At 41.8% G+C, this 24,324-nt stretch carries 20 protein-coding genes; 7 read left to right on the plus strand and 13 right to left on the minus strand.

Annotation, left to right across the window (positions count from 1 at the left end; translation table 11 throughout):
- Positions 1-13 precede the first annotated feature (13 nt).
- From B5354_RS07375 to nadB, 7 genes are all read right to left on the minus strand, one after another.
- Positions 14-721 (minus strand): ABC transporter ATP-binding protein, encoded by a 708-nt coding sequence (locus B5354_RS07375; RefSeq protein ID WP_079527418.1) that lies wholly within the window; start codon positions 719-721, stop codon positions 14-16.
- Complete coding sequence (locus tag B5354_RS07380) at positions 705-1,472, minus strand: ABC transporter ATP-binding protein (protein WP_079527420.1); 768 nt, start codon at positions 1,470-1,472, stop codon at positions 705-707. The genes B5354_RS07375 and B5354_RS07380 overlap by 17 nt, the downstream gene beginning before the upstream one ends.
- Before the next feature lie 71 nt (positions 1,473-1,543).
- Complete coding sequence (locus tag B5354_RS07385; protein WP_079527422.1) at positions 1,544-2,752, minus strand: substrate-binding domain-containing protein; 1,209 nt, start codon at positions 2,750-2,752, stop codon at positions 1,544-1,546.
- 166 nt (positions 2,753-2,918) lie between these two features.
- Positions 2,919-6,158, minus strand: a complete 3,240-nt coding sequence (locus B5354_RS07390; protein WP_245804736.1) for an AfsR/SARP family transcriptional regulator — start codon at positions 6,156-6,158, stop codon at positions 2,919-2,921.
- Positions 6,159-6,299: 141 nt separating this feature from the next.
- Complete coding sequence (gene nadA / locus B5354_RS07395; RefSeq protein WP_079527424.1) at positions 6,300-7,406, minus strand: quinolinate synthase NadA; 1,107 nt, start codon at positions 7,404-7,406, stop codon at positions 6,300-6,302.
- The gene (gene nadC / locus B5354_RS07400) at positions 7,406-8,257 is read right to left on the minus strand and encodes a carboxylating nicotinate-nucleotide diphosphorylase (RefSeq protein WP_079527426.1); all 852 of its coding nucleotides are present in this window, start codon (positions 8,255-8,257) and stop codon (positions 7,406-7,408) included. The genes nadA and nadC overlap by 1 nt, the downstream gene beginning before the upstream one ends.
- On the minus strand, positions 8,238-9,791 hold the full coding sequence (gene nadB / locus B5354_RS07405) for an L-aspartate oxidase (RefSeq protein ID WP_079527428.1): 1,554 nt from the start codon (positions 9,789-9,791) through the stop codon (positions 8,238-8,240). Before nadB ends, nadC begins: the two co-directional genes overlap by 20 nt.
- 95 nt (positions 9,792-9,886) lie before the next feature.
- On the opposite strand from nadB, the gene B5354_RS07410 reads away from it, so the two are divergent.
- From B5354_RS07410 to B5354_RS07420, 3 genes are all read left to right on the plus strand, one after another.
- The gene (locus tag B5354_RS07410) at positions 9,887-11,017 is read left to right on the plus strand and encodes an IscS subfamily cysteine desulfurase (RefSeq protein ID WP_079527430.1); all 1,131 of its coding nucleotides are present in this window, start codon (positions 9,887-9,889) and stop codon (positions 11,015-11,017) included.
- 204 nt (positions 11,018-11,221) lie between these two features.
- The gene (locus B5354_RS07415) at positions 11,222-12,559 is read left to right on the plus strand and encodes a short-chain fatty acid transporter (RefSeq protein ID WP_176142432.1); all 1,338 of its coding nucleotides are present in this window, start codon (positions 11,222-11,224) and stop codon (positions 12,557-12,559) included.
- A gap of 535 nt (positions 12,560-13,094) precedes the next feature.
- On the plus strand, positions 13,095-14,456 hold the full coding sequence (locus B5354_RS07420) for a hypothetical protein (protein WP_245804737.1): 1,362 nt from the start codon (positions 13,095-13,097) through the stop codon (positions 14,454-14,456).
- A gap of 58 nt (positions 14,457-14,514) precedes the next feature.
- Here B5354_RS07420 and B5354_RS07425 read toward each other — a convergent pair whose 3' ends face one another.
- Positions 14,515-15,357 (minus strand): MBL fold metallo-hydrolase, encoded by an 843-nt coding sequence (locus B5354_RS07425; protein WP_079527432.1) that lies wholly within the window; start codon positions 15,355-15,357, stop codon positions 14,515-14,517.
- A 129-nt stretch (positions 15,358-15,486) separates the two neighbouring features.
- On the opposite strand from B5354_RS07425, the gene B5354_RS07430 reads away from it, so the two are divergent.
- On the plus strand, positions 15,487-15,678 hold the full coding sequence (locus B5354_RS07430; RefSeq protein WP_079527434.1) for a hypothetical protein: 192 nt from the start codon (positions 15,487-15,489) through the stop codon (positions 15,676-15,678).
- A 154-nt stretch (positions 15,679-15,832) separates the two neighbouring features.
- Complete coding sequence (locus tag B5354_RS07435) at positions 15,833-17,158, plus strand: amino acid permease (RefSeq protein WP_079527436.1); 1,326 nt, start codon at positions 15,833-15,835, stop codon at positions 17,156-17,158.
- Positions 17,159-17,164: 6 nt separating this feature from the next.
- Here B5354_RS07435 and B5354_RS07440 read toward each other — a convergent pair whose 3' ends face one another.
- Both B5354_RS07440 and B5354_RS07445 read right to left on the minus strand, forming a co-directional pair.
- The gene (locus B5354_RS07440) at positions 17,165-17,794 is read right to left on the minus strand and encodes a LysE family transporter (protein WP_079527438.1); all 630 of its coding nucleotides are present in this window, start codon (positions 17,792-17,794) and stop codon (positions 17,165-17,167) included.
- 131 nt (positions 17,795-17,925) lie between these two features.
- A complete protein-coding gene (locus tag B5354_RS07445) occupies positions 17,926-18,162 on the minus strand; it encodes a hypothetical protein (protein ID WP_079527440.1) in 237 nt (78 codons plus the stop codon).
- A 253-nt stretch (positions 18,163-18,415) separates the two neighbouring features.
- Between B5354_RS07445 and B5354_RS07450 the strand changes: the two genes are divergently transcribed.
- Positions 18,416-19,243 carry a hypothetical protein gene (locus B5354_RS07450; RefSeq protein ID WP_079527442.1) on the plus strand — a complete coding sequence of 276 codons (828 nt, stop codon included), beginning with the start codon at positions 18,416-18,418 and terminating at the stop codon, positions 19,241-19,243.
- Positions 19,244-19,260: 17 nt separating this feature from the next.
- Here the strand turns inward: B5354_RS07450 and B5354_RS07455 are convergent, their stop codons facing one another.
- The 3 genes from B5354_RS07455 to B5354_RS07465 form a co-directional block, all read right to left on the minus strand.
- Complete coding sequence (locus tag B5354_RS07455; protein ID WP_079529113.1) at positions 19,261-20,178, minus strand: DMT family transporter; 918 nt, start codon at positions 20,176-20,178, stop codon at positions 19,261-19,263.
- 161 nt (positions 20,179-20,339) lie between these two features.
- Positions 20,340-21,680 carry a M20/M25/M40 family metallo-hydrolase gene (locus B5354_RS20890; RefSeq protein WP_079527444.1) on the minus strand — a complete coding sequence of 447 codons (1,341 nt, stop codon included), beginning with the start codon at positions 21,678-21,680 and terminating at the stop codon, positions 20,340-20,342.
- A gap of 234 nt (positions 21,681-21,914) precedes the next feature.
- The gene (locus B5354_RS07465; protein WP_079527446.1) at positions 21,915-22,550 is read right to left on the minus strand and encodes a YczE/YyaS/YitT family protein; all 636 of its coding nucleotides are present in this window, start codon (positions 22,548-22,550) and stop codon (positions 21,915-21,917) included.
- Positions 22,551-22,884: 334 nt separating this feature from the next.
- Between B5354_RS07465 and B5354_RS07470 the strand changes: the two genes are divergently transcribed.
- Positions 22,885-24,282, plus strand: a complete 1,398-nt coding sequence (locus B5354_RS07470) for an aldehyde dehydrogenase family protein (RefSeq protein ID WP_079527449.1) — start codon at positions 22,885-22,887, stop codon at positions 24,280-24,282.
- Positions 24,283-24,324 lie beyond the last annotated feature (42 nt).

Genomic DNA, 24,324 nt, shown 5'->3' on the forward strand with positions numbered 1-24,324 from the left:
AGTCCACCTCCTCCTAAGCTATTCCTAAATATTTCTTTCTTAATTGTTCATTTACGCGTAATTCTTCCATTTCTCCCCGATGAACTGTTCGTCCATCATCGAGAATGTAAAAACGATCCCCAATTTGACTGGCCATCATAAAGTTTTGTTCTACAAGAATTATGGTCGTTTTTTCCTTCATCTGTTCGATTGATTCCATCACTTTTTCTACAATGATAGGAGCCAAACCTTTGCTAGGTTCATCAATAAGCAGCAGCTCCGTTTCATTCATATACGCTCTCGCAATTGCCAGCATCTGTTTTTGGCCGCCGCTTAACTGACCACCGGGCCGCTTCCAGAACTTCTTCAAATCAGGAAAAAGGTCGAGAATCCATTCCAGCCTTTCTTGAGTAGCCTCATCCTCTTTCTGCATAGCCACACGCATATTTTCTCCAACTGTCAGATCTCCGAAAATCCCCTGGTCCTCCGGAACATAGCCAATTCCCCGCTTAGCAATTTCGTAGGGCTTAAGCGTTGTAATCTCTTGATCTTTAAATAAAACGTTTCCTTTCGCAGCAGGGTTAAGACCCATAATTGTCCGAAGCGTCGTTGTCTTTCCTGCCCCATTTCGACCTAATAATACTGTGACTTCTCCACGTGGAACTTCAAAGGATACATTTTGCAAAATATGGTACTGATCAATGTAAGTTTGAATAGCTGTTAACTCAAGCAAGGTTTTCACTATGAAGTCCTCCTAAATATGCAGACTGGACTGTTTCATTCTCCATCATCTCTTCGGGCGAACCTTTCGCTAACAATTCGCCGTTAAACAAAACCATTACCTCGTCTGAGAGATCGAGGATCATATCCATCTTGTGTTCGATCAAAACGATGGTCCGATCTCCTTTTTCCTTAATCGCCTTAATCACCTCTAATATCGCAGGCACCTCTTCAAGTGACATACCAGCAGTCGGTTCATCAAGCAATAACACTTCAGTTTCAAGCGCAAGCAGCATGGCGATTTCCAGTTTTCGCTTTTCCCCGTGAGCTAGGTTAACAGCTAACGACGCTTCCTTTTCATGAAGCAATACGGTTTTCAATAACTCACGTGCCTTATTCTCAAATTTATGGTAAAAAGAAAAATGAGCAAAAAGTTGATAACGTACCTTAGCTTGGGACTGAACAGCTAATCGCACATTTTCCAATACGGTTAGATTAGGAAAAACATTCGTAATTTGAAAAGATCGTCCTATCCCTATGCGAGATCGATTTGTAGGGGAATGTGCAGTGATATCTTTTCCTCGAAAAAACACACGCCCCTCAGTTGGGTTGAGCTGGCCGCTAAGCAAATTAAAAAAAGTCGTCTTCCCTGCTCCATTAGGACCAATTACCGATGTAAATGATTTCTCGTGAATCTCGGTGCTGACTTGGTTAACAGCCAAGTGACCCCCGAAGGCAATTGACAATTGTTGGGTTGATATTATAGCGGACATTAATTTCACCTCGTGTAAAGAATTGAAAGGATGAATCTACACAAAAGTCTTCATCCTTTACTCATCGTCTTTTAATTTCGAATTGGCGGTGCTGTTTCCTCTGGTGTCAGCACCCGATTAAGAACAGGTACAGGATAATCAAATCCTTCCTTCTCTTCTAAGGTGATCGAGTACATAGATTGTAAAGCCTGGTGATCTTCTTCTCTAAACGTCATTTCTCCTTTAGGTGTGTCAAAACTCATTCCCTCCATCGTCTTGATTAGCGTCTGAGCATCAGTCTTGCCCTCTGTTTTCTTAACGGCTTCCACAATCGAGATGGCTGCACTCATGCCGCCTGGTGTAAATAAATCTGGAACTTCACCATCGTAGCGTTTCTTGTGTTCTTCCACTAACCAATCATTAACTTCATTATCTGGCAAGGTATGGTAATAAACTGTGAACCCTTCCATGCCAACTAATGGTTTCATCGTTGATAGTGCTGCAATGTCAGGAGCTCCTGTAGAAATTTTTATCCCTTGCTCCTGCAGTTTCATATCGGCAATTTGATTCCAAGGAGAGTTCGCACCAGACCATATAACAAATAAATAATCAGGATCAGATTCGATGATCTTTTGAATATTTGCTGTAAAGTCCGTTGCATTTGGATCTGCATATTCCTCGTGAACAATTTCTGCACCTAAGTCTACTGCTGCTTCTTTAAAAGCCGCTACCCCATCGCGGCCAAAAGCATAATCAGGTGCCAGCGTGGCGATTTTTACACCTTCATCAGCAATGGCTGCAGCTCCTGCGATCGCATCTTGCGAAGAATTGCGCGCTGTTCGAAAAATATATTCATTAAATTCTGAACCTGTAATGCTGTCTGCTACAGCAGGCTCTACAACCATAATTTTTTCATATTCCTCAGCAAGTGGAGTGACAGCCAGTGTGTCACCAGAACTCGAAGCCCCGACGAGAAAATCCACATTTTCTTCTTCAAGCAGTCCGATTGCCTTTTGGCGGGCAACCTTAGGATCTGTTTCAGTATCCTCATAGATGACTTCGATTTTCTTGCCAGCCACCTCACCTGACCCGTCGGTAGCATAATCAATTCCCAGTTCAAATCCTCGTTTCGTTTGTTGACCATAGGATTCTAAGGCACCTGTTAAAGAGGCTAGCACCCCAATTTTTATCGTTTCGTCCTTAGTGCTACCGGCCTCACCTGAACTTTCTTCACCACAGGCTGTTAAGGCGACCAGCCCGAGTATAAGCAAGCTGCTCACTATCCATTTCTTCCACCTCATCAAAAACGTCCCCCTTTAAAATTAGATAACTTTATAATAAAGATCAGCTGTTACAAGCGAGTTACATGACCATGGTTTATTAGTTCTATCCAGTCTTTGACAACCCCATAGAATTATTGATTTACACAGTCAGAAGAACACATAAAAAAACGCGCCAAAAGCGCGTTTATGCAAATACTTGAATATCTCCTGAACTTTTAATTATCAAATACATATCTTTTGTTGGCGGCATTGGATCAACCCCCAACTCTGATTCCAGAACCTCTTCACACCGTTGATACCATTTCATCGCTTGAGGACGGTTACCTTTTTGGTAGTAACAATACATTAATAATCGATAAGCTTCTTCCCATGTTTGATCATTTTGAATGATTTTCTGGCTCCAATGAATGCACGGATCGTACTGCTCAAGGCGAGTATAAATCTGAGCGATCCTTTCAGCACCACGCAGAAAAAGCACTTGCAAGCGTTCTCTTTCATTTAAACACCAGTGCTCGAAATGCCGCTCCGGTAAATAATCTCCTTTATAAAACTGCAATCCTTGTTTCAGAAGCCGTTCAGCTTTTAGAGGGTCTTTTTCATCTAACCCGCTCGTAACTGACTCTTCCATTTGTGCACTATCCAGCGTATAGCCAGCATATTTATTCAGACCATAAGCGCTGCCATTTCTCTTGATAAAAAAAGGTTCCCCGCGTGCTTTTCGATTTGGTTCCAATGTTTTTAATAAGGCGTTCATCGTAACTTTGAAATTACGGTTGGAACTCTCTTCAGATTGACCCGGCCAGAGCTCTTGATAGATTTCATCCTTCATAACCATACGATGACGTTTCGTTACCAATAATTCAAATAGCTCCCTCGCCTTACTACGCTGCCAATCCTTTTCTTTTACAGGCTCCTGACCTAATTTCAACTGTAAACCGCCGAGGGTTGTAATGGAAAGAGTGTATCCTGGGTGGTGTTGAAAATCAGTAAGATCCAGGTCATCCATCAACTTATTAACATACTGCTGACAAATATTAAGATAACGAGCTTTCATTAACATCGGAGCAAAGTTACTCAAATCTGCCGGTCCAAAAGTGGTGCGTTTTTTCAAAAAGAACTCATAATCATTGGTGTGGACATGCTCCAGAAAAACTTTAATATGTTTAGAAAAGCCATCCTCATCTTCTGTTTTCAACGCTATATATGCCTGCCAAAACGAAGTAAGCATAAATCCGTAACTGTCCCCGCACTGTTCGAACTGTAGCTCCACTTGTCGGATTAACGTGCTTGCTTTCTCCAATTGCTCACAATAAATTGATGATAAACCTAGACTCAACTGGATCAGAGAAGATAGCCAGACATCCTTTACCTTTTTTGTCTCTTCAAGACCCATTTCCCCGATTTCAAAAGATTTTTCAAACCTTTTCTGCCAACCATACAAGATAGACAGCCCCATTAACGGTTCTGCTTTCCCTCGTGAAACATTTAATTTCTCCATTATATCCAAAGCTGTTTGATAGCATTCAACTGCCAGCTCATCTTCATAGCGTGGAATTAAATGAACAGCGTGTCCCATGCGAATCCATCCACAAGCCTCAACAAAGGGAGATTGAACTTCAACCCCTAAGTTAATTCCTTCCTGCGCATAGCCTTTGGCCTCTTCTGCATTGCCAAGGAACGATTCGATAATCGATAGCAGCACATCCGTTTCCCGATGAGATTGAGGAAGCTGCGAATCATCGTTTTCCTTCATTTTCTTGGATAGAAGGAGCCTTTTTGCTTTTTCTAAACGACCTGTTCTTAACAAGATACGTGCTTCAAGATTTCCATCACGCAACGGCAAATCCAGTGACTTAGCGCGATTCAACCAGGCTTCTGCCTTAACAGCTTGCCCGGCATTTAACAGATTCTCCGCCAAAAGATGATATAGACGCCCCATATCTTCTTTTGATGCATGAGCACCTTCCCGCAATTGGATGGCTTGCTGAAGTATTCGTTCGGCTAAGTCAGGTTGAATAGTATCCAGATAAATACATGCCTTGCCTTCTAATGCCAAACTAATTAAATATCCATTATCTTTATGACCGGCCAGTTCGCTCGTTCGATTATAGCTTTTTTCCGCATTTTCATAATTATTTCGATACCGGCAAATTTCACCCTGGTAATACCAAAGCTTTGGATTTCGATCTTTATATCGGTTAGGAAGGACAAATAAGTAATCTTTTAATGCTTGCAGCCTGCCATTTTTCAAAAGGTCATCACCAAAGAAAACGAGGTCATCGGCAAGTTGATTATATGCCTTCACTTCTTTCAAATGATTCATAGCTTGTTCAATTTGCTGACGCTGTTTGTAATATTTAGCAGCTCTTAAGTGGAGTTCAATCAATTCCTGCTGATCCTTAGCCGCCAAGCGATTCTCCAGAAATTCTTTAAATAAAGCATGATAACGATAATGAGAATGATCCAGCCGTTGGATAAACAAATGTTTTGAAGCTAATTTTTCCAGCATCGGGGCCGACCCGCTCATATCGAGGATTGCATCACAGCTTTTAGGATCCATCGACTCCAGAATACTCGTCTGCTCAAGAAATTGCTGAGCCATCATCGACTGCTCAGCTAATACTTCATGCGCTAAATAGTTAAAAAGCTCCTGCAATGAATCCTGTTTATTTTTCATAATGTCTTCCATCGTAGTATTAAATTGCAAATGCTGTACGAGCATCGTAAAAGCGATCGCCCATCCTTCCGTGAGCTTTACGATCTGGGCCAAGTCCTCTTCACTTAAACTCACCTGATAAATATCATGCAGCAAATGGCTGATTTCTCCTTCAGAAAAGGTTAGATCATGTTGATTGATTTCAAGCGCCTGCCCTTTCACCTTCATCGTTGAGAGCTCCTGCCATTCCGGCAGCACCCTGCTTGCTATGACAAGATGGAAGTTCGCCGGAATATGCTGCAGAAAAGTTTGCATCCAACGTTTAATAGCAAGCGAGTCTTGGACAAGGTGATAATCATCTAAAATAAAACATACCTCTTCCCGTAGTTCCATAACTTCGTGAACAAAAGTTGTTACGAAACTGAAGACTTCTTCTTCACCTATATAATGATTCATATCATAAAGCTGACTGAGAGTCTTTTCACCAAATTCGGGAAAGGGACGCCGAATCGCGTGTACCCATTTTGTTAAAAAAGGTAAAAAGTCATCGTCATTTACAGCCGTTGAGTACCAGGCATAATTTGTTTTCTGTTCATGCGTAAATAAAGCCAGTGCAGTGCTTTTTCCATATCCTGCTCCAGAGTGGACAAAAGTGAGGGGGAACTCAGGGATAGCCGAAAGCTTTCTATGCAATCGTGCCCTTCTAATATATTGATCTTTAATTGTTGGAGGCATAAGCTGTGTCTCAATGATTGGAATCGAAGTCACATGTGTCCTCCTTCCTAATTTTCTTAATATTTAATTATTTTATCATATATTATGAGATTTTACCTATGACCATTCATAATTTGTGAACAACTTCTATCCTCCTACTATAAAAAAAGACCAGGTTTCGCACCTGGCCTCAAGTTATACCCTTTCAAGCATGCGATAGAGTGCCTTTTCGGCATCCACCGCGATCTCCTTATCTACTTCTATTACATTAGTTGGCTTCCCTTGTGCGATAGATTCAAGCGACCACGCCAAATGAGGCAAATCAATTCGGTTCATCGTTAGACACGGACACATGTTAGGATTTAAGGAAATGATGTGCTGATCTGGATGCTCCTTGATAATTCGGTTAACAAGATTCATTTCTGTTCCGATTGCCCATGAACTGCCAGGGGGAGATTGCTCAATCATTTTGATGATATAATTCGTAGAACCAGCCTCATCAGATAAAGCAACGACTTCCCGGCGACACTCTGGATGAACAATTATCTTCATATCAGGATAATGATCTCGAACTTGATGTACGTTAGCGACCGTGAAATTTTCATGAACAGAGCAATGACCCTTCCATAAGATCACTTTAACATCATCGATACAACCTTCATAAACGAGCTCTTCTTTTATCGGATCCCAAACAGCCATATCATCAAGAGAGATGCCAAGGTCGTAAGCGGTGTTGCGACCAAGGTGCTGGTCCGGCAAAAACATAATCCGCTGCTTCTGAGTGAACGCCCATTGAATCATTTGCTTCGCATTCGATGAAGTAACTGTGGCACCGCCATGTTTTCCAACAAATGCTTTTATTGCTGCAGTTGAGTTGACATACGTTAATGGAAGAATAGTGTCGCCGAAATCTTTCATAAGCTGTTCCCAGGCCTTCTCGGTCTGAGTGAAATTCGCCATATCAGCCATCGTACAGCCAGCACGCATATCTGGCAGGTACACCTTCTGGTCATCTCTTGTTAAAATATCAGCTGTTTCCGCCATAAAATGCACGCCGCAAAACACGATGGCTTCTGCTTCATGCTGGGAGGCCGAAATTTGAGCGAGTTTTAAGGAGTCCCCGCGGGCATCAGCAAATTGCAGCACTTCATCCTTCTGATAATGATGACCCGGTAAAAACAGACGCGTCCCCATTTGCTCTTTCACACGACGAACACGCTTTTTCAATTCTTCGTTGTCTAATTGTAAGTATTCCTCTGGTATTGTTGGCGATGAACTTTCCAATGTCTCAAAAATGTTCATTATTCAACCCTCCCGTTAGATAGTTTCACATTAGCGCTTATATCCAGTGCGGAAACGGAGTGAGTTAAGCATCCTAACGAAATATAATCAACTCCACAGTCGCTATATTTGGTAAGCTCCTCTATCGTAATCCCTCCAGAAGCCTCTGTCGTAATATGGGCTGGAACAAGCTCTGCAAATCTATAAATCTCTTCCACACTTCGATTATCAAACATAATACAATCCGCACCTGCCTCAACAGCTTCAAGCACTTGAGCCTCTGTCTCCGTTTCAACTTCAATTTTGATCATATGACCAGTCCTTTGGCGAATTCTTTCCACTGCGCTTGTAATCGCTCCCGCAAAACTAATGTGATTATCTTTAATCATCACCGCATCGTATAATCCGTTCCTATGGTTAAAGCCCCCGCCAGCCCGCACAGCATATTTTTCGAACATCCGGAGCCCGGGAGTTGTTTTTCGTGTATCGCAAATCCTCGTATGATTACTATTGAGTCTAGTTACGGCTTCACGTGTCAATGTTGCAATTCCGCTCATTCGCTGGATCAGGTTTAAAATGACGCGCTCGCCTTTTAATAGACTTGCCCATCTCCCTTGAGCTACGGCGATTGTTTCACCTTTAGTGATAGGGTCTCCATCTGCTTTTAATAGATTTACTTGAACCGTTGGGTCTAGTAATTGATAGCCTGCAAAAAAGATTGAAACTCCACACAACACGCCTGCTTGTTTGGCATCAAAAACAACTGTTCCTTCATGGCTTTCTTCAAATAAATAATCACTCGTCACATCTTGATCTCCTATGTCTTCCATGAAAAACTGCTCTAAGTCCTGTTTAAGCTTGAACTGATTCATGTGCTGTCCTCTTTTCTAATGTCTTTGATAAATGTTTTTTCTCCCATTCCTTATTCTCATTTGGAAAATCACTTCTGTAATGTCCCCCACGACTCTCTGTACGTTCTAAAGCAGCGGTCGTAATCAGCCAGGAAGTTTGCAGCATGGCGACGGTCTCCCATTGGGTTTTGGTAAGTTGCCTGAAATCCGCTGTCATCCACTTATTAAGCTCAAACGATTCTATCCAACTGAGTTGCTCCTTGAGAGAGTCTCGATTACGCACGATGCCCACCCTGCTCATCATTGTTCTCTGAATTTCTTCCTTCGAAGGCAGTTTCAAACACACCGGACTTTGAGGAGTCGGGAGCGATGGTGTCTTTGGAAAAAACAGTGACGGATCCTGTTCTGATAAATACCGGGCTAACCGGCGCCCATACACTAACCCCTCCAGTAAAGAATTGCTGGCGAGGCGATTAGCTCCATGAACTCCCGTGCAAGCCACTTCCCCAATGGCATAAAGACCAGAAACATTCGTCCTGCCGACATGATCTGTTTCTACACCACCCATAAGAAAATGACATCCCGGTGCAACTGGTATTCTCCCTTGTACATCATTTTGCGCACATAACCCGGCTGCCGTTGGAAACCTTTGTTCAAAGTTAGTAATCGATGTAACATCTAAATAAATTTGACAGCCCTTCTGTATCGAGTTGAAAATCGTTTGAGCAACTACATGTCTTGGAGCTAAATCAAGAAATGGATGTATACCTTCCATTAGATGGTTTCCACATTCATCCACCAGCCGCGCCCCCGCTCCGCGGACGGCTTCAGAAACTAGACCACGTGTTTTTCCATTATGAAATAGCAGCGTGGGATGAAATTGAACAAACTCCATGTCCTTAATCCGGGCTCCGGCCCAATAGGCTAATGCAACCCCATCTCCCGTCACTTCCTGAGCATTTGACGTAAATGAAAAAAGTTGACCACAACCGCCCGTTGCCAACACCACATGAGGTGCCACGATATTGTGCATGTTTCCATTCTTTGACTTGCTGCTTACGCCATAACAGGTTCCATCTTCTTGAACCAGCAGTTCATACACCGATTCATCTTCATATATTTGAATATTTGATCCCAATTTTTCCAACAGACCATCAACAATCCTGCGCCCTGTCTGATCACCACCCCCGTGAATAATTCGGGCATGGCTATGTGCTCCTTCTTTTCCCAAGTGAAGGCTGCCTTCTCTGTCATAATCAAACTGACAGTTATTAAAGGCTAAATCTTGAATGATACCCGGCGCCTCTGCAGTAAGTTTCCAGACAGCCTCGTGATCATTCACATTTCTCCCCGCTTCAATCGTATCTTGAAAATGTGAAGCAGGATGATCGTTCTCTCCTATTGCAGCTGCAACCCCTCCTTGAGCCAGGAAGGAATTGCTTTGCTGCATTTTTGACTTTGTGAGAACAATCACATGCAAGCGCCTGGAAATATGCACGGCAAGCTGCAATGCGGCGATCCCGCTTCCTACAATGATGACATCCGCTTTCCGCAAAACATCTCACCCCTATTTTTTACATGTGTATTGACACATATCTTTACATATATTTTAATGGATTACAAGGGATTTGTTAAGGGGGATCATCACTTATGAAATATTTTGACTATGCAGCCACTTGTCCAATAAGCGAGGAAGCTTTACAAGCCTACATAAAAGCATCTAGGGAATTCTTTGCCAATACACGCAGTGTTCATGATGCAGGATCAAAAGCTGATAGATTAATAGAACATTGCCGTGAAAGAATGGCAGAACTACTGCAAGTTGCAGCTCAGGGAATCACTTTTACGAGCGGCGGTACGGAAAGTAACTTGCTCGCATTATACGCTCTTGCCCGTGCCGGGAAGGGTAAGCATATCGTGATCTCAGCAGGTGAACACTCATCGATCCATAACGTAACAACTAAGCTTGTAGAAGAAGAAGGATATGAATTGAGTATTGTTCCAATGACAAAAGACGGAGTAGTTAACTTAGAGAAGTTGAAACATGTTATCCGTGAAGATACCTCTTTCGTTTCGATTCAACATGTAAATGCTGATATTGGGACGATCCAGCCGCTTGAAACCATTTCTGAGATCTGCCAAGAAAAACGCGTGTTCTTGCATAGCGATTGTGTACAATCTTTTGGAAAAGTAAAGATGGATAAAGTCACTTCCCTAGTCGACAGCTTTTCCATATCAAGCCATAAAATTTACGGACCAAAAGGTGTAGGGGCATTGTATGTTAAACCATCTCTCTCCTTTACACCTTTCCTTCCAAATGTCTCGCATGAGAACGGCGTTCGCCAGGGCACCTTGAACACTCCAGGCATTGCCGCTTTCACAACAGCTGCTGAAATGTGTTTGAATAAACTTGAAAAACATCAAGCCCACATAAAAAGGTTAAAGAGAGAATTTCTTGCCTCATTAAAGGAAGCAGGTGAAAAGGCTGTCGGATCAGAATTTGAATCCTGTGTACCCTCAATTGGACTTTGCATCCACAAAATTGACGGTCAGCACGTGATGCTCGAAGGAAATCGCCGCGGCTACTTTTTTTCAACGGGGAGCGCATGTCAAGTAGGAAGCGGAGGTCCGCCGAAAATGTTGCTGTCGATGGGGATATCTGAAGAAGAAGCGAAAACCTTCATTCGCATTTCGTTTGGTGTGGATCAGTCATTAGAGGACGTGCAGGGGTTAGCGGAATGTCTAAACGAAGTGATCAGAGAACGGAAAAAGGCCGTTTGAAAATGCTGTACAAATCATGAAATCCATCCTACCAACTACTGTCCACTCTACTAGAGGGGCAGTTTTTTCACAATTATTTCCACTTGGATAAAATTTCATTATTCTCCTTATCTAAGCCTCTTTAGAATAATCCTGCTTCCTATTTAGTATATATTTCGTAAGAGGACAACTTCTTTGAGTTTATAAAGGGGGAATAGGTAGTCCATGTTACGATCGATGACCTTGTTTTTCAATCGTTTAGTTCAACGATATCTACCAGATGCTTTTTTATTCGCTATTATTTTAACCTTTGTGGTTTTTGTATTAGGAATAGGATTTACCGGAAGTTCACCAGCGGAAATGGTGAAGTATTGGGGTAATGGATTCTGGGACCTCCTTGCATTTGCTATGCAGATGTCATTGATTGTTGTGACAGGATATATCCTGGCTAACAGTCCGATGATTAAATCCTTATTAACAAGAATTAGCAAATTCGCGACGACACCAGGACAGGCCATTCTATTAGTAACTTTCATATCGGCTGTTGCTTGCTTGATCAATTATGGTTTCGGATTAGTAGTCGGGGCATTGCTCGCTATACATGTGGCCAAGCGTGTACCCTCTGTCGATTACCGTCTATTAATGGCTAGTGCCTACAGCGGCTTTTTACTTTGGCATGGTGGATTGTCTGGGTCCATTCCTCTCACGATCGCCACTGAAGGTCACTTTATGGAAAACTCAATGGGAATTATCCCTATAACCAGAACACTCTTTAGCGGTATGAATCTATTTATTGTCCTCACTTTACTCATTACCCTCCCTCTCTTGAACCGCCTATTGATGAATTCCGCAAATGATTTAGCCGCTCAAAACAATTCTGATTTAATAAATAGAGAAACTTATACGCAGAATTCAGAACCTGCCGCTATACCAAAGAAACCAACACCAGCAGAGCGATTAGAAAATAGTACACTTATTTCCCTTGTAATCGGCTTACTAGGTCTTTCCTTTGTCATCTATCATTTTGCTAAAAATGGTCTGGACTTAAATATAAACATTGTAAATTTTACCTTCTTATTTCTCGGAATTATTTTCCATAAATCCCCAAGGCAATTCCTTGATAGTGTGTCTGATGCTGTAAAAAATGCCGGAGGAATCATCATTCAATTTCCGTTCTACGCTGGGATCATGGGCATGATGGTTGCTTCTGGCCTATCTGAACAAATGTCTTTATGGTTTGTCAGTATCTCAAACGACTTTACCTTGCCGCTCCTTACCTTTATCAGTGCCGGAATCGTTAATATCTTTGTGCCTTCTGGAGGAGGACAATGGGTTGTCCAAGCTCCTATCATGATTCCCGCAGCCCTTGAACTTGGCGTAGATACCGCAAAAACAGCTATGGCCGTAGCCTGGGGAGACGCGTGGACGAATATGATTCAGCCGTTCTGGGCATTACCGCTTCTAGCAATCGCTGGATTGAAGGTTAAAGATATTATGAGTTTTTGTGTAATCATTCTACTATGGAGCTTTATTCCTATATCTATTGGATTATTATTTTTGTAAAATCCAAAGGCTTCTGGATTAAATTTGATTCGAAGCCTTTGTTTTCATTTAACTCTTATCCATGGTTAAGTAATAACAGGAGGCATCAGTTTAACTATAGCTTGCAAAACACTATTCTGATACTCGACACTACCTGCTTTATTTCCCGGGAAATTATCATTCTGATACTACCTTTTTCTTTTGTTTGACGGCATTCGATACCAATCTGTTTCCGTAACTCCTCCAAACCTTCCTCAGCTCCTCGTGCCAGAATTTATTCTTGTAGTTTAAGTACCCTACTTTATTAAATGGTTCATATAACTTATAAAACTCTTAATGCAAGAACGAATCCATCAAGGAAGTTAGGTATATCACATCTATATCGTTAAAACATTCTTACTTATCAAGAGAGGAAATACACCCTTTTCCTGCGAGGTGCATAGTCTAGAGTGTAGAACGCCGGTATGTATGAGGCGAAGCGAGGGGGCTCTGTACCGTGGAATTAACACTTTCCCATTGGTTATATGGTTGATTTACGTTATTAATTATTATTACTATGATATGTCGTAAAGGCGTTGTGCTGCCTACTTTACTAGGTACATTCTTGGTGGCGTGGGTTTTCAATGGCAGCTTAATCAGCGGCTTTATGGGAATATTTAACGCGAATCTAGTCGCCGCCAAAGAGCTTTTCAACATATTCCTCATTATTACCTTTATGGTTGCCCTTTTACATTCACTTAAGGACCTCGGGGCAGACAGAAGGATGATTATGCCTGTCCAGAAAATCATGATTAATAGTCATGTATCTTTTTTTGTATTAGTTGGGGTAACCTATGTGATTTCACTTTTCTTTTGGCCGACGCCTGCTGTTCCGCTTATATGTGCTTTACTCGTTCCAGCAGCCATCAGGTCGGGTCTTCCAGCAATGGTAGCAGCTATTGCTGTAGCACTTGCCGGTCAGGGCATGGCTCTGTCTTCCGATTACGTTGTGCAAGTCGCACCAGGCTTGTCAGCCAAAGCTGCTGGAGTTAGTACAGCAACGGTAATGGATCAAGCATTGGTTCTATCGCTTATCACTGGGTTTATCGCCATCGGTCTTGCTTACTTGTGGAACAAAAAACATTTTCGCTCGAAAAGTGATCCACAAAATGAAATTGAAATTAGAGCGATGCAGGGATTGCAGGAAACCCATCAATCGACGAACAATGATATGACTAGTTGGAGCAAAGTGTTTGCTGTTCTTGTGCCGTTGTCTATGCTTGCTGTAATGATTTATATGGTATCGACGAAGCTTAGTTCAGGAAGAGTGGGGGGATTTGAAGGAGGGAACGGCGCGGCATTTATTGGAGGAGTTGCCGTAGTTCTGCTTCTGCTTTCAACAGTAGCATTCGGAAAACACCGTGCTCTCGATTATATTAGTGATCATATTACAGAAGGATTTGTATTTGCTTTTAAAGCAATGGGTCCTGTTATCCCCATTGCAGGATTCTTTTTTCTTGGAAGTCCTGATTTTGCCGGGGAAATCCTTTCCGTTTCCGCTGACAACGCTCCGGCCTTGTTATTCGATTTAGTGGAGTCTACTCAGGGGTTTCTTCCGCAAAGTGCATTCTTAGCAGCCTTTAGTATATTAATTATTGGAATCATTACGGGGCTGGATGGATCTGGTTTCTCTGGACTCCCGCTGACCGGTGCTTTGTCAGCCTCTCTGGCTAACGCTCATATCGACCCAGCCACCTTAGCAGCTATTGGCCAAATGGGATCGATTTGGACGGGTGGAGGGACGATCATTGCCTGGTCCTCTATGATTGCAATCGCAGGTTTCTGTGGGGTTTCAGTTATGGATTTAGTTAGAAAAAACTTCATCCCCGTTATGTTAGGATTAATAATTTCAACCCTTGCCGCGTTATTTATCTTTTAAAAAAATAGAAAATGACTAATACCCTAACTAGTATTATTAGTTAGGGTGTTTGTTAATGCTATTTACTGTTTTCCCCATTTTCAACAAATTTCCCGTGTTTTGGGATAGCTATGTGATCGAATTCTCTAGTAAGTTTCCCTAGATCCTCCTTCAATTCTTTGCCGGCCATCGGGAACCCGTGTCCCGTTATAGCTACGTTAGGTTTTAACGATTCAAGTTTTTCTACTGAATCCCAGGCGGCTTCCCAATTTGTCGTTAAGTATCGAGGTGGACCGCTGATTTCTTGTTCTTGTGTGAATACTTTGAATAAGTACTCCTGTTTAACTGTCACAAAAGCATCACCTGCAATTAAAATTCGATCGTTTTCCCGAAATAATGAAACATGACCTTCTGTATGTCCAGGCGTATGAATCCATCGCCATTCTGGCAAGTGGGGGATGGTGCCATCTTCAGGCAATGGTGCAATACGATCTCCCAAGTTAATACCCTCATTTGGGAACATCCGCGACATTTTTGCAACAAGACCGCCTTCTACAGTTGTGTCAGGTTCCGGATAATCTTTTCTGCCGTTTAAGTAGGGCATTTCTCGTTCATGGGCGTACACCGTAACATCCCAATATTCCGCTAGTTCCTTAGCAGCACCGACATGATCGAAATGACCATGAGTAAGGATGATAGCTTTAGGGTTATAACGTGTTCCAAAAAGCTCTCCCGCTGTTTCAATAATTTTATCAGCTGATTTCGGCATTCCAGCATCAATCAACACCCAATCGCCCGGCCGTTCCGGGTTGCCCAGGAAACATACGTTTACGACCTGAATGGGCAGGCAATGGATATCGTTTGCTACGGTCTGTTCAATTCCGCTTGCTATCGACGTTACGGGAATCAATTTATCTGCCATCGCTAACCCTCCTTTACTTTGCTTATTTTGTTCTTAATCAATAATCTTATTACACATGTTCCGCTGTTTAAGTTGTTTACTAAACGTGAATAAAACATAGGCATATCCATTTTGAAAGAAGGAAACAGCATGGCAAACGTTTTGATCAATCATATCCCTTCTACAGCCTTACATTTGGTCATGGGGTCACTGATTATGTACATATTTTTCGGTAAAAAAAGCTTTCTGCATGAACGAGTAAAAATCATCAGCCTGGGGGTTATCGTACTCGTACCAGACCTACCAAAATTGGCAGGTGGCAACCTGGCTCACTGTCACTAAACCTGAACCATTAAGAATTACCAAAAACCCCCACCTCAGGTCATCCAAATATTGGATGACCTGAGGTGGGGGTTTTTGGTATTAATGGATCGTATAAACTGGATAGGAACGGTTCAAAATATGTATTCAGGTCCCATGTTCCGGAGGCATATCCATGACTAAGACTAATGGTTCGGAAAGTACTAAGAAACTTCAATGGTGGCAGCTCTCTCTTATTGGAGTAGGCTGCATCATCGGCACTGGGTTTTTCCTTGGTTCATCTTTAGCGATTCGAAATGCCGGTCCAGCTGTCCTGGTTGCATTCATTCTAGCTGCCATCGGTACGTATATCGTCTTTCAAGCACTCGCAAAACTTACAGCCGCACACCCAGAAAAAGGTTCGTTCCGGTCTTATGCAAAAAAAGCCTTTGGCAGGTGGGCTGGTTTTAGTAATGGCTGGGTGTACTGGTCGTCAGAATTATTGATAATGGGCAGTCAGTTAACAGCTCTCGCTATATTTTCTCAATACTGGTTTCCGAACCTGCCTCTCTGGCTGTTGTCAACCATATTTGGAGTACTAGGGATAGGGGTAATATGTACAGGTGTAGCTGGATTCGAACGTGTTGAAAACATTTTTGCCGTCATAAAGACAGCTGCCATTTTCATGTTCATCATCATTGCAATTCTGCCACTGACCGGGCTCCTATCCGAAAGCCGTCCGGAACAGTCGCTCCATTTAGGATATACAGAGTTATTTCCAGAAGGTTTAACCGGAGTTTGGACGGCTTTACTTTTTGCCTTTTACGCGTTTGGTGGTATTGAAGTAATGGGGATTATGGCAAACGAATTGAAGGACCCTAAAGATGCTTCAAAGTCAGGCAGAATAATGCTCTTTCTTCTCGGGATCATTTACGTCGTTTCTTTAGGACTAGCTTTATTTCTAATTCCATGGGAGCAGTTCAATCCGGATGAGAGTCCTTTTATTACCGCCTTAATTCCTTTTCATTTATCGTTTGCTCCTCACGTATTCAATGGAGCCCTGATTATTGCAGGATTTTCTACGATGGTGGCTTCTTTATATGCAATCACATCGATCCTTGCCACTTTGTCTGAAGACGGTGATGCTCCAGCTTATTTTGCTGTCAAAGGTAAACGTGACGTTCCTATTCATGCCTTGTTTCTCACGATATCCGGACTTGGTGCCTCAATCCTGGTTGCCCTGCTCCTGCCTGAGAAGGTTTTTGAATATTTGACGACAGCTGCCGGTTTAATGCTTCTCTACAACTGGCTGTTCATCTTATTTTCCTATAAAAAGTTGATGAATTTAACTAAGGTGGAGCGTGTAACGCGTGGTGCGGGAATCCTTTTAATCGCAGCTGCAGTCAGTGGAACATTTTTCGATTCCGTCAGTCGTATAGGATTTTTCATCAGCCTGATGTTTTTAGTAGTCATAAGTACGATTACGTTTATGATGAGGAAAAAATGGCGTCATCAGCAGTAGCTTGTACTAGAATTGGAGCAGCAATTTAACCGCCTGATAGCCAAAGTAACCAGCAAAGCCAAACATGCAGAAGCCTGACAAGATAGATATACCTTTTAAAGCACGGGTGGTAAGAAACTTTCTAAACCCGCTGGAAACAAAGGCCATGGTAATATCCCACAACATCAAACCAATGATAATAGCTGCCCCGTACAAAATTAGATGAAGCTGATCATATTGGGTAATCGTATTGGCTAATACAGATCCATAGATCCCAAGCCAAAACAATATGGACAGCGGATTAGTAACCGAGATGAGAAATCCGGTTGCAAATGTTCTCTTTAAAGGATCCTTATTCCCTTTTTGACGTACTTCAAGTTTCTGTGAGCTAGTAATACTTTCAACCCCTGTGTAGATGAGGACGAAGGCACCAAAAGACCATAGAAATGTTTTCATAAACGGCATGTCCAGAAAGTGAATGACCCCAAAGAAAACGGCTAAGATATACAGCAATTCGCCAACAATTGATCCTAACCCGATTACCCATGAGTGGAAAAAACCATTCTTAATGCCCTGATCTATTTGCGCTGCATTGATCGGACCAATTGGCGCTGCCAGGGATAATCCTAGAAAAATATAACTAAGGAATACTACCAATCCTTTCACTCCTCTAAAATGTGACTAGCTTGTACCAAATGTATTCGGCAATCAGTCATTGTATTACTATGGAGTGAAGGGTTTAAAACACAGCAAAAAACACATTGTGCCACCACAATGTGTTCTCATCCTTATCGGTTATTCGCCTGGTTCGTTTCTTCTATCAGTCTCAATAGATCTTTAGCCTTTTGAATTTGTTGTGCATGTTCCTGCGTGTTCATTGATGGATCGCGGTTTGCTTTGGCAAGTTCTTCTTCCGCTAATTTCACATGCTCTTGAGCTTCAACGAACCCGGCACGGTCTTCCTGCGCTCGTTCAACTGCACGCTGTGCATTATTCAATTGATTAGTCAGATGATTCATGTCCATAGTGATCCCTCCTGTCTACTCTTTAATTTTGTTTGATTAGCCAATTTTATTCATATAAATGAATTTCATCATTCTCAACTTTTGCACGGCAAGGGGCTTGGCAAGTAAAAAGGAAGCACATCTCACGTCTAGGCAATCGACTCATATTAATCAGCCTTTTGTTTAAACTTGAGCATATCTTCGGGTTCATAGGACGATCTGGTTGCGGCATAGCCATTAACTAAGGGAGGGGATCGATCTGGTTTATGTTCAAGTGGAGGCAAAACAAATTGTGGAGTCCTTTTATGATTACGGATACACGAACCGAGAGACTTTGAGGATAAGAAGGTTTTATGATTATTTTGGTTATGTTGAAGGATGTCCGTTGGTCGAAGAAATAGCTGACAGTCAATATCGTCTCATTACCTGTAAAGAGAATTTCGACTTTTACCGAGAACATGACATTGAAGAGCCATTCCTATGCATATGTAAAACTTTCTCTAACGATAATGAACGTTACTTGGAAGTTTTAAAACATTTAGTGGATAGCAAAGCGAATTCCTTATTTAATGATAAATACCACATTGTTGATAAGCTCCTGTTGAACCACTACACCCTCTCCGAAATCTCTAAACACATCCAAATCCCTGTCAGTGAATTACTCAAATTTAACTACCGCGAAGACAAATATAAACCTTATCTTGAATTAGCTCGGCGAAGAAGGGTTAAGACCTGTATGGACGATGCCGTGACGTTTCTTAAAAGAAGGCACTATTTTAAAGGGAATGCAGAATTGTACCTTTTACAGTTGGTGCTGGGAAAAGCCGATTTGCCACGCCCTATTACTTACCAAACTTGGATGATTGCTAAAGATATACTTGAAGAGATCTGTGAAACTTTTGATCAGCTTCATTGGGAAAATCAATGTAAAATGATCTTTAAAATTTGTTCAAATGGTAAGAATCAACTCACTTCTTTTTATAAGAAAGAGGGGGAGGAATTAGTTGAAAGGCAGAACCGCAGCAGAAGTCAACTACCCATGATCACAATACAATCACGCGGTCGCCAAAAAAATGCTCGTCTCCCACGTATTTATACGTAGGAAAACGAGCATTATCGTTAAGCAGATCGAGCACGTCTTCTTCTTCTTCTTCGATTAATCAGAAATTCGAAAGCACCTGTCCCGATCAATACCCCACATACAATCAATACGAGACCAATAATATGACTGATCCTAATCGATTCATTTAGGAACAGTGCCGCTCCAACCAATGCAAAAAATGTATTAAAGTTGATAAATATAGCTGATTCAGATGGCCCGACTTGTTTGATAGCAAAGTTATATACCATGTGACCAAATGCTGTACAAATAAGGGCGCTAAACAAGAAAATTAAGATTAACTTGCCATCCACAAGCTTAAAAATTTGTGCTGGATTCGATTCCACAAACATACTCGTGATAAAAATAAAAACCGACCCGATCACCATCATATATCCTGTTAGCAAACGAGGATCAAGATCCGGGTTCAATTTACTAATCAAAATAAAACTGAATGCCTGGACGGCTATAGAAATAAACACCATAACATCACCGATCGACACAGCCGTCATCCCGCCAGCGCCAGTCAAAGTGGTGACCATCACTCCAACAAAACCAAGTGCGAAACCAAAACTCTTGAAATACGTCACTTTTTTACTCAACAACAATGTCGACAAAACCATCGTGAGCAATGGTCCCATTCCAACAATCAATCCTGCATTAACCCCAGAGGTGTACAGAAGTCCAAGGGCCATGAAACTGTGGTGGGCAATCACATTAAAGATCGAAATATAAAAAATGATCCAAGCTTCCTTTTTTGTTGGCAGCCGAAGAATTCCCATGAATGCCAGAACGATTAACACAGCAATCCCTGCCGTGAAAATTCTGAACGCGGTTAGAAGAATGGGGTCAACAGCTGATACAAGTACTTTGATAGCAGAGACGTTGAATCCCCATAACATCATGACGAGCATGAGCAAAAAGTAGATTTTTCTCAAATTTATCACCAAAATTCTATAACGTTAAAGAGTATATTCCTCCACTATACCACTTGTAGTGAAAGTTGTGGGAATAAATTGCACCAGCTTCTTCAAAAGAACTATTAAAAAAAGAGCCCTCCCCAAAAAAGGAGGGCCCTCTTCAAGTTCAATCGAATCAATCACTTGTTCCCTACAATCTGATAGACCGAGGCTCCAATTAATTCCCCAATTTCCTGAAGACGTTCTTCACTAACATGTTCCAGGACATCTTGAGGAGTATGATAGTATGGTTCAAGATCTGCAGTCCCTGGTTCACGCCGGATAAAGTTTACAGATGGGATTCCTCCTTCATAGAAGGATACATGATCTGAAGCACCGCGCTTGTAAAGGGTTAAAGGTGAAGGAGTATCTAGTCGCTGAGCAGCGGCAACAGCGGTTTCCGATACAATATTGGATTGACCGTCAAGCGTGTTCATATAGATAGAAGTGGCCTGATCCCAATCAGTGCCTACCATATCGAGGTTAAAGTTACCAGTGCTCCTCTTCACTTCGTCCTCCGACAGTTCGCTCACATAATGCTTAGACCCTACAAGTCCGATCTCCTCGGCACCAAAAAACACAAAACGAAGCTCTTTATCCAATGGGTAACTTTTTAAAATCCGCGCAAGTTCAAGAACAACGCTTGTCCCAGATGCATTGTCATTAGCCCCCGGTGCATACTGAACACTATCATAATGGGCGGTAACATGAAGGATATCCGGATCTTCTACATGTTTCGGCGTACGTGTTGCGATAATATTTTGGGATGTACTGTTTTCAAATCGTTCAATCGTCAAAGTAACCTCTGAATTGGATGGTAAAACGTCATTAAGCAGGGCTTCACCACTTACTTTTGTAATCCCTGCAACAGGTACAGATGCTTCATAATCTCCGAGTGACATGTTAAGCGGAGCAGATCCTTTCTGATTATTATAAATAATCACACCAACAGCCCCAGCCTCCGTTGCATTTTTAATCTTATTTGCAAAAGTCAGTTCCCCGCGTGAAATGAGAGCGATTTTACCTTCCACTTCCGATGTGAAATCTTCTGGAAACCCTAGTTCCGCATCATACAAACTCCCCGATAACCCTGCTTCATCAGTTGAAGCAGATCCGGCGGGAATATTGACACGCACCTCATTTCCATTAGCTTCAAGTGTTCCCATTAGGCGGTCAGGAATAGAAAACTCTTGAACCTCTATATCAAAGCCATAGGAGGTTAATAGATTTTTAATATATGAGGCCGCCTTTTCCTCCTCTTCCGTACCTGCTACACGTGGTCCAAGCTGTTCGCTTAAGAATTGAATATGCCGCATCGAGCGTTCTGCCTTGAATCTTTTAATCACCTTTTGATCAAAGGCGTGTTTGTACTCAGTGGCCTCGGCCTGTACTGTAGATGTTCCGAAAGTCGGTGAATATGCAAAACTGCTGGCAAGCAGCACCGCAGACAAAACAACGGCTGCACTCTTATTTTTCCTCAACAATATCACTCCTTGATAGAATTATTATATGTAAGCCTAATAGTTTCCCTGCTATATTATCGTTTAGATACCCATTTTCAAAATTCCTTCTCAATTGGTAAAAACAGGAGGTATGACATATCCCTTTTAAAACCATGTAGTAATTAATCCCCACTACGTTCAAGCACATAAAAAAAGTGAAATACTTATTGAAAGATAAGCATTCCACTTCATTTATACAAGCACTGATAGATGTTAAATCGATTTAACCTTTTTGTTTGCATGACCAGTCTCTGAACTCCTATACAAAAACCTGGTTACTTTTTGGAAGGAGAGCTGGAAAATCGGGCTTTGAATGAATGTATAGATAAACGTAAAAACGAAAACAGGGCCCCCTAATAAAAGTCCCACAATTAATACCATACTCTCTACTGCTATTCTCGTTTTACTAATGGAATAACCGAGTTTATCAGATAACGAAAGCATAAATCCGTCTCGTGGGCCCGCGCCAAAGCCGGCAGCAGAATACATTCCTCCGCCAATCCCCATTAATATGATCCCTGTAAGTAAAACGACCACATCCATTACACCAGAAGAGGAAACAGGGAAGATATCAATAAAAAGAAACAGATCAATCATCGGCCCCACTGCAATGGCATTAATTAATGTTCCAACCCTAATATATTGTCGGTCAACTATTAATGATACAAGTACTAGTGATAAACCAACTAGTAGATTCCACATGCCTATAGTTAAGCCAAACTTTTCAAAAAACGCTATATTCAACACATCCCAAGGGTGAATACCGAGGTACTGCACTTGAATCGCTACCGAAATTCCGTAACTAAATAAAATAAGGCCCAGTGCAAAGAAAAGTAATTTTAACCTCATAAACTTCGCCTCTTTCAAATGTAAAGTCTATTCATCTTATCTTATAATCAGAAAATTGGAAATGGAAATGAACTTTTATGCTTTCTATTTCTTAGAAAAATGAGAAGTGTAAGTGAGTGCAAAACCAGTAGTTTTCGCAATGTACTTAATTGAATTTTCAGTAATTTTAATGGACGACTTTTTCACATTAATGCGTAAAATTAAGAATCTGCTAGCATTTCAAATCATGTGCTGGATGAAAACGCTTAAACGCAAAATGTTATCGCTTTTATAAGATTTGATGTTCTATTTTATTTATTTAATAATCAGAATAATCTTTATATTGTTAGGAGTGATGACTATTAGTGTTACAGTCACAAATGAAAAGGAAGTATATTCAGTAACTGGAAATGAAGTGCTAGGCTCACATCCATTGTTGTCCCAAAAGGAGGTAGATCATGCGATTCACAAAGCAGATCAGGCTCAAAACAACTGGGCGGAAACGGAAGTTTATAAACGAGCAGATATTCTGCATGATTGGGCAGACCGTTTAGCCAATAGAAAGGAACAAATCGGTGAAATGATCTCTAAAGAAGTAGGAAAAAACCGTTCTTCCGCAGTAAAAGAGGTCGTCCGAACAGCAGATCTAATCCGTTACACAGCTGAAGAAGGCTGTAGAATCCATGGGGACATGCTGCGAGGGGATTCCTTCCGTGGCGGAAGCTCTAAAAAAATGGCTATAGTTGAACGCGAACCTCTTGGTATCGTATTGGCAATTTCTCCATTTAACTATCCTGTAAACTTAGCAGCCTCAAAAATTGCCCCAGCTTTGATGGCCGGAAATGGCGTCATTTTCAAGCCTGCTTCACAAGGTACTTTAAGTGGCCAACTAATGATTGAAGCTTTACTTGAAACAGAAATACACCATGACCTCGTCCAATGTATCACAGGAAAAGGCTCTGAGATTGGCGATTTCCTTGTTACTCACCCACAGGTCAGTATGATTACGTTCACCGGAAGTACTGCTACAGGCCAATCCATTTCTAAAAAAGCAAAAATGATTCCTGTGGTTCTCGAATTAGGAGGTAAAGACCCAGCCATTGTTCTCGATGATGCCGATCTTGACTTGGCTGCAGATCAAATTGTCAGCGGGGCCTTTTCCTACTCGGGACAGCGATGTACTGCTATCAAGCGAGTATTAGTCGGTGAGAAAGCAGCCGATAAACTTACAGAAAAAATCAAACAAAAAGTTGAAGGATTAACAGTTGGAAATCCGGAAGACGACGCTGCCGTTACACCATTAATTGATAATCATGCGGCTGATTTTGTACAAGACTTAATCGATGATGCCTTACAAAATGGAGCAGAACTTGTTACAGGCAATAAACGAGCAGACAATTTAATTTATCCTACATTGCTCGATCACGTACACCCACACATGAAAGTTGCTTTGGAAGAACCTTTTGGTCCCGTTCTCCCAATTATTCGTGTACAGGATGAGGTTGATCTTGTTTCTATCGCCAATGAATCAGATTATGGTCTTCAAGCCAGTGTTTTTACAGCTGATGTTCAGAAGGCCATGGACATCGGAACAAAACTTAACGTTGGTTCCATCCAATATAATGCAAAAACGGAACGGGGGCCCGATCATTTCCCCTTCATCGGTGCGAAAAACTCCGGCCTCGGCTCACAAGGGATCCGCCGCAGCATCGAATCCATGACACGAGACAAACTATTCGTACTAAATATGTAACCCATAAAGTACCACCTCAGGTCATCCAAAATTTGGATGACC

It is taken from the genome of Halobacillus hunanensis (assembly GCF_900166655.1).
Taxonomy (GTDB): Bacteria; Bacillota; Bacilli; order Bacillales; family Halobacillaceae; genus Halobacillus_A; species Halobacillus_A hunanensis.

Coding starts and splice junctions, on each gene's coding strand:
- B5354_RS07380 (WP_079527420.1), bottom strand. CDS start 1,472: ATGTCCGCTATAATATCAACCCAACAATTGTCAATTGCCTTCGGGGGT.
- B5354_RS07385 (WP_079527422.1), bottom strand. CDS start 2,752: ATGAGGTGGAAGAAATGGATAGTGAGCAGCTTGCTTATACTCGGGCTG.
- nadA (WP_079527424.1), bottom strand. CDS start 7,406: ATGAACATTTTTGAGACATTGGAAAGTTCATCGCCAACAATACCAGAG.
- nadC (WP_079527426.1), bottom strand. CDS start 8,257: ATGAATCAGTTCAAGCTTAAACAGGACTTAGAGCAGTTTTTCATGGAA.
- B5354_RS07410 (WP_079527430.1), top strand. CDS start 9,887: ATGAAATATTTTGACTATGCAGCCACTTGTCCAATAAGCGAGGAAGCT.
- B5354_RS07415 (WP_176142432.1), top strand. CDS start 11,222: ATGTTACGATCGATGACCTTGTTTTTCAATCGTTTAGTTCAACGATAT.
- B5354_RS07420 (WP_245804737.1), top strand. CDS start 13,095: ATGATATGTCGTAAAGGCGTTGTGCTGCCTACTTTACTAGGTACATTC.
- B5354_RS07425 (WP_079527432.1), bottom strand. CDS start 15,357: ATGGCAGATAAATTGATTCCCGTAACGTCGATAGCAAGCGGAATTGAA.
- B5354_RS07430 (WP_079527434.1), top strand. CDS start 15,487: ATGGCAAACGTTTTGATCAATCATATCCCTTCTACAGCCTTACATTTG.
- B5354_RS07435 (WP_079527436.1), top strand. CDS start 15,833: ATGACTAAGACTAATGGTTCGGAAAGTACTAAGAAACTTCAATGGTGG.
- B5354_RS07445 (WP_079527440.1), bottom strand. CDS start 18,162: ATGGACATGAATCATCTGACTAATCAATTGAATAATGCACAGCGTGCA.
- B5354_RS07465 (WP_079527446.1), bottom strand. CDS start 22,550: ATGAGGTTAAAATTACTTTTCTTTGCACTGGGCCTTATTTTATTTAGT.
- B5354_RS07470 (WP_079527449.1), top strand. CDS start 22,885: ATGACTATTAGTGTTACAGTCACAAATGAAAAGGAAGTATATTCAGTA.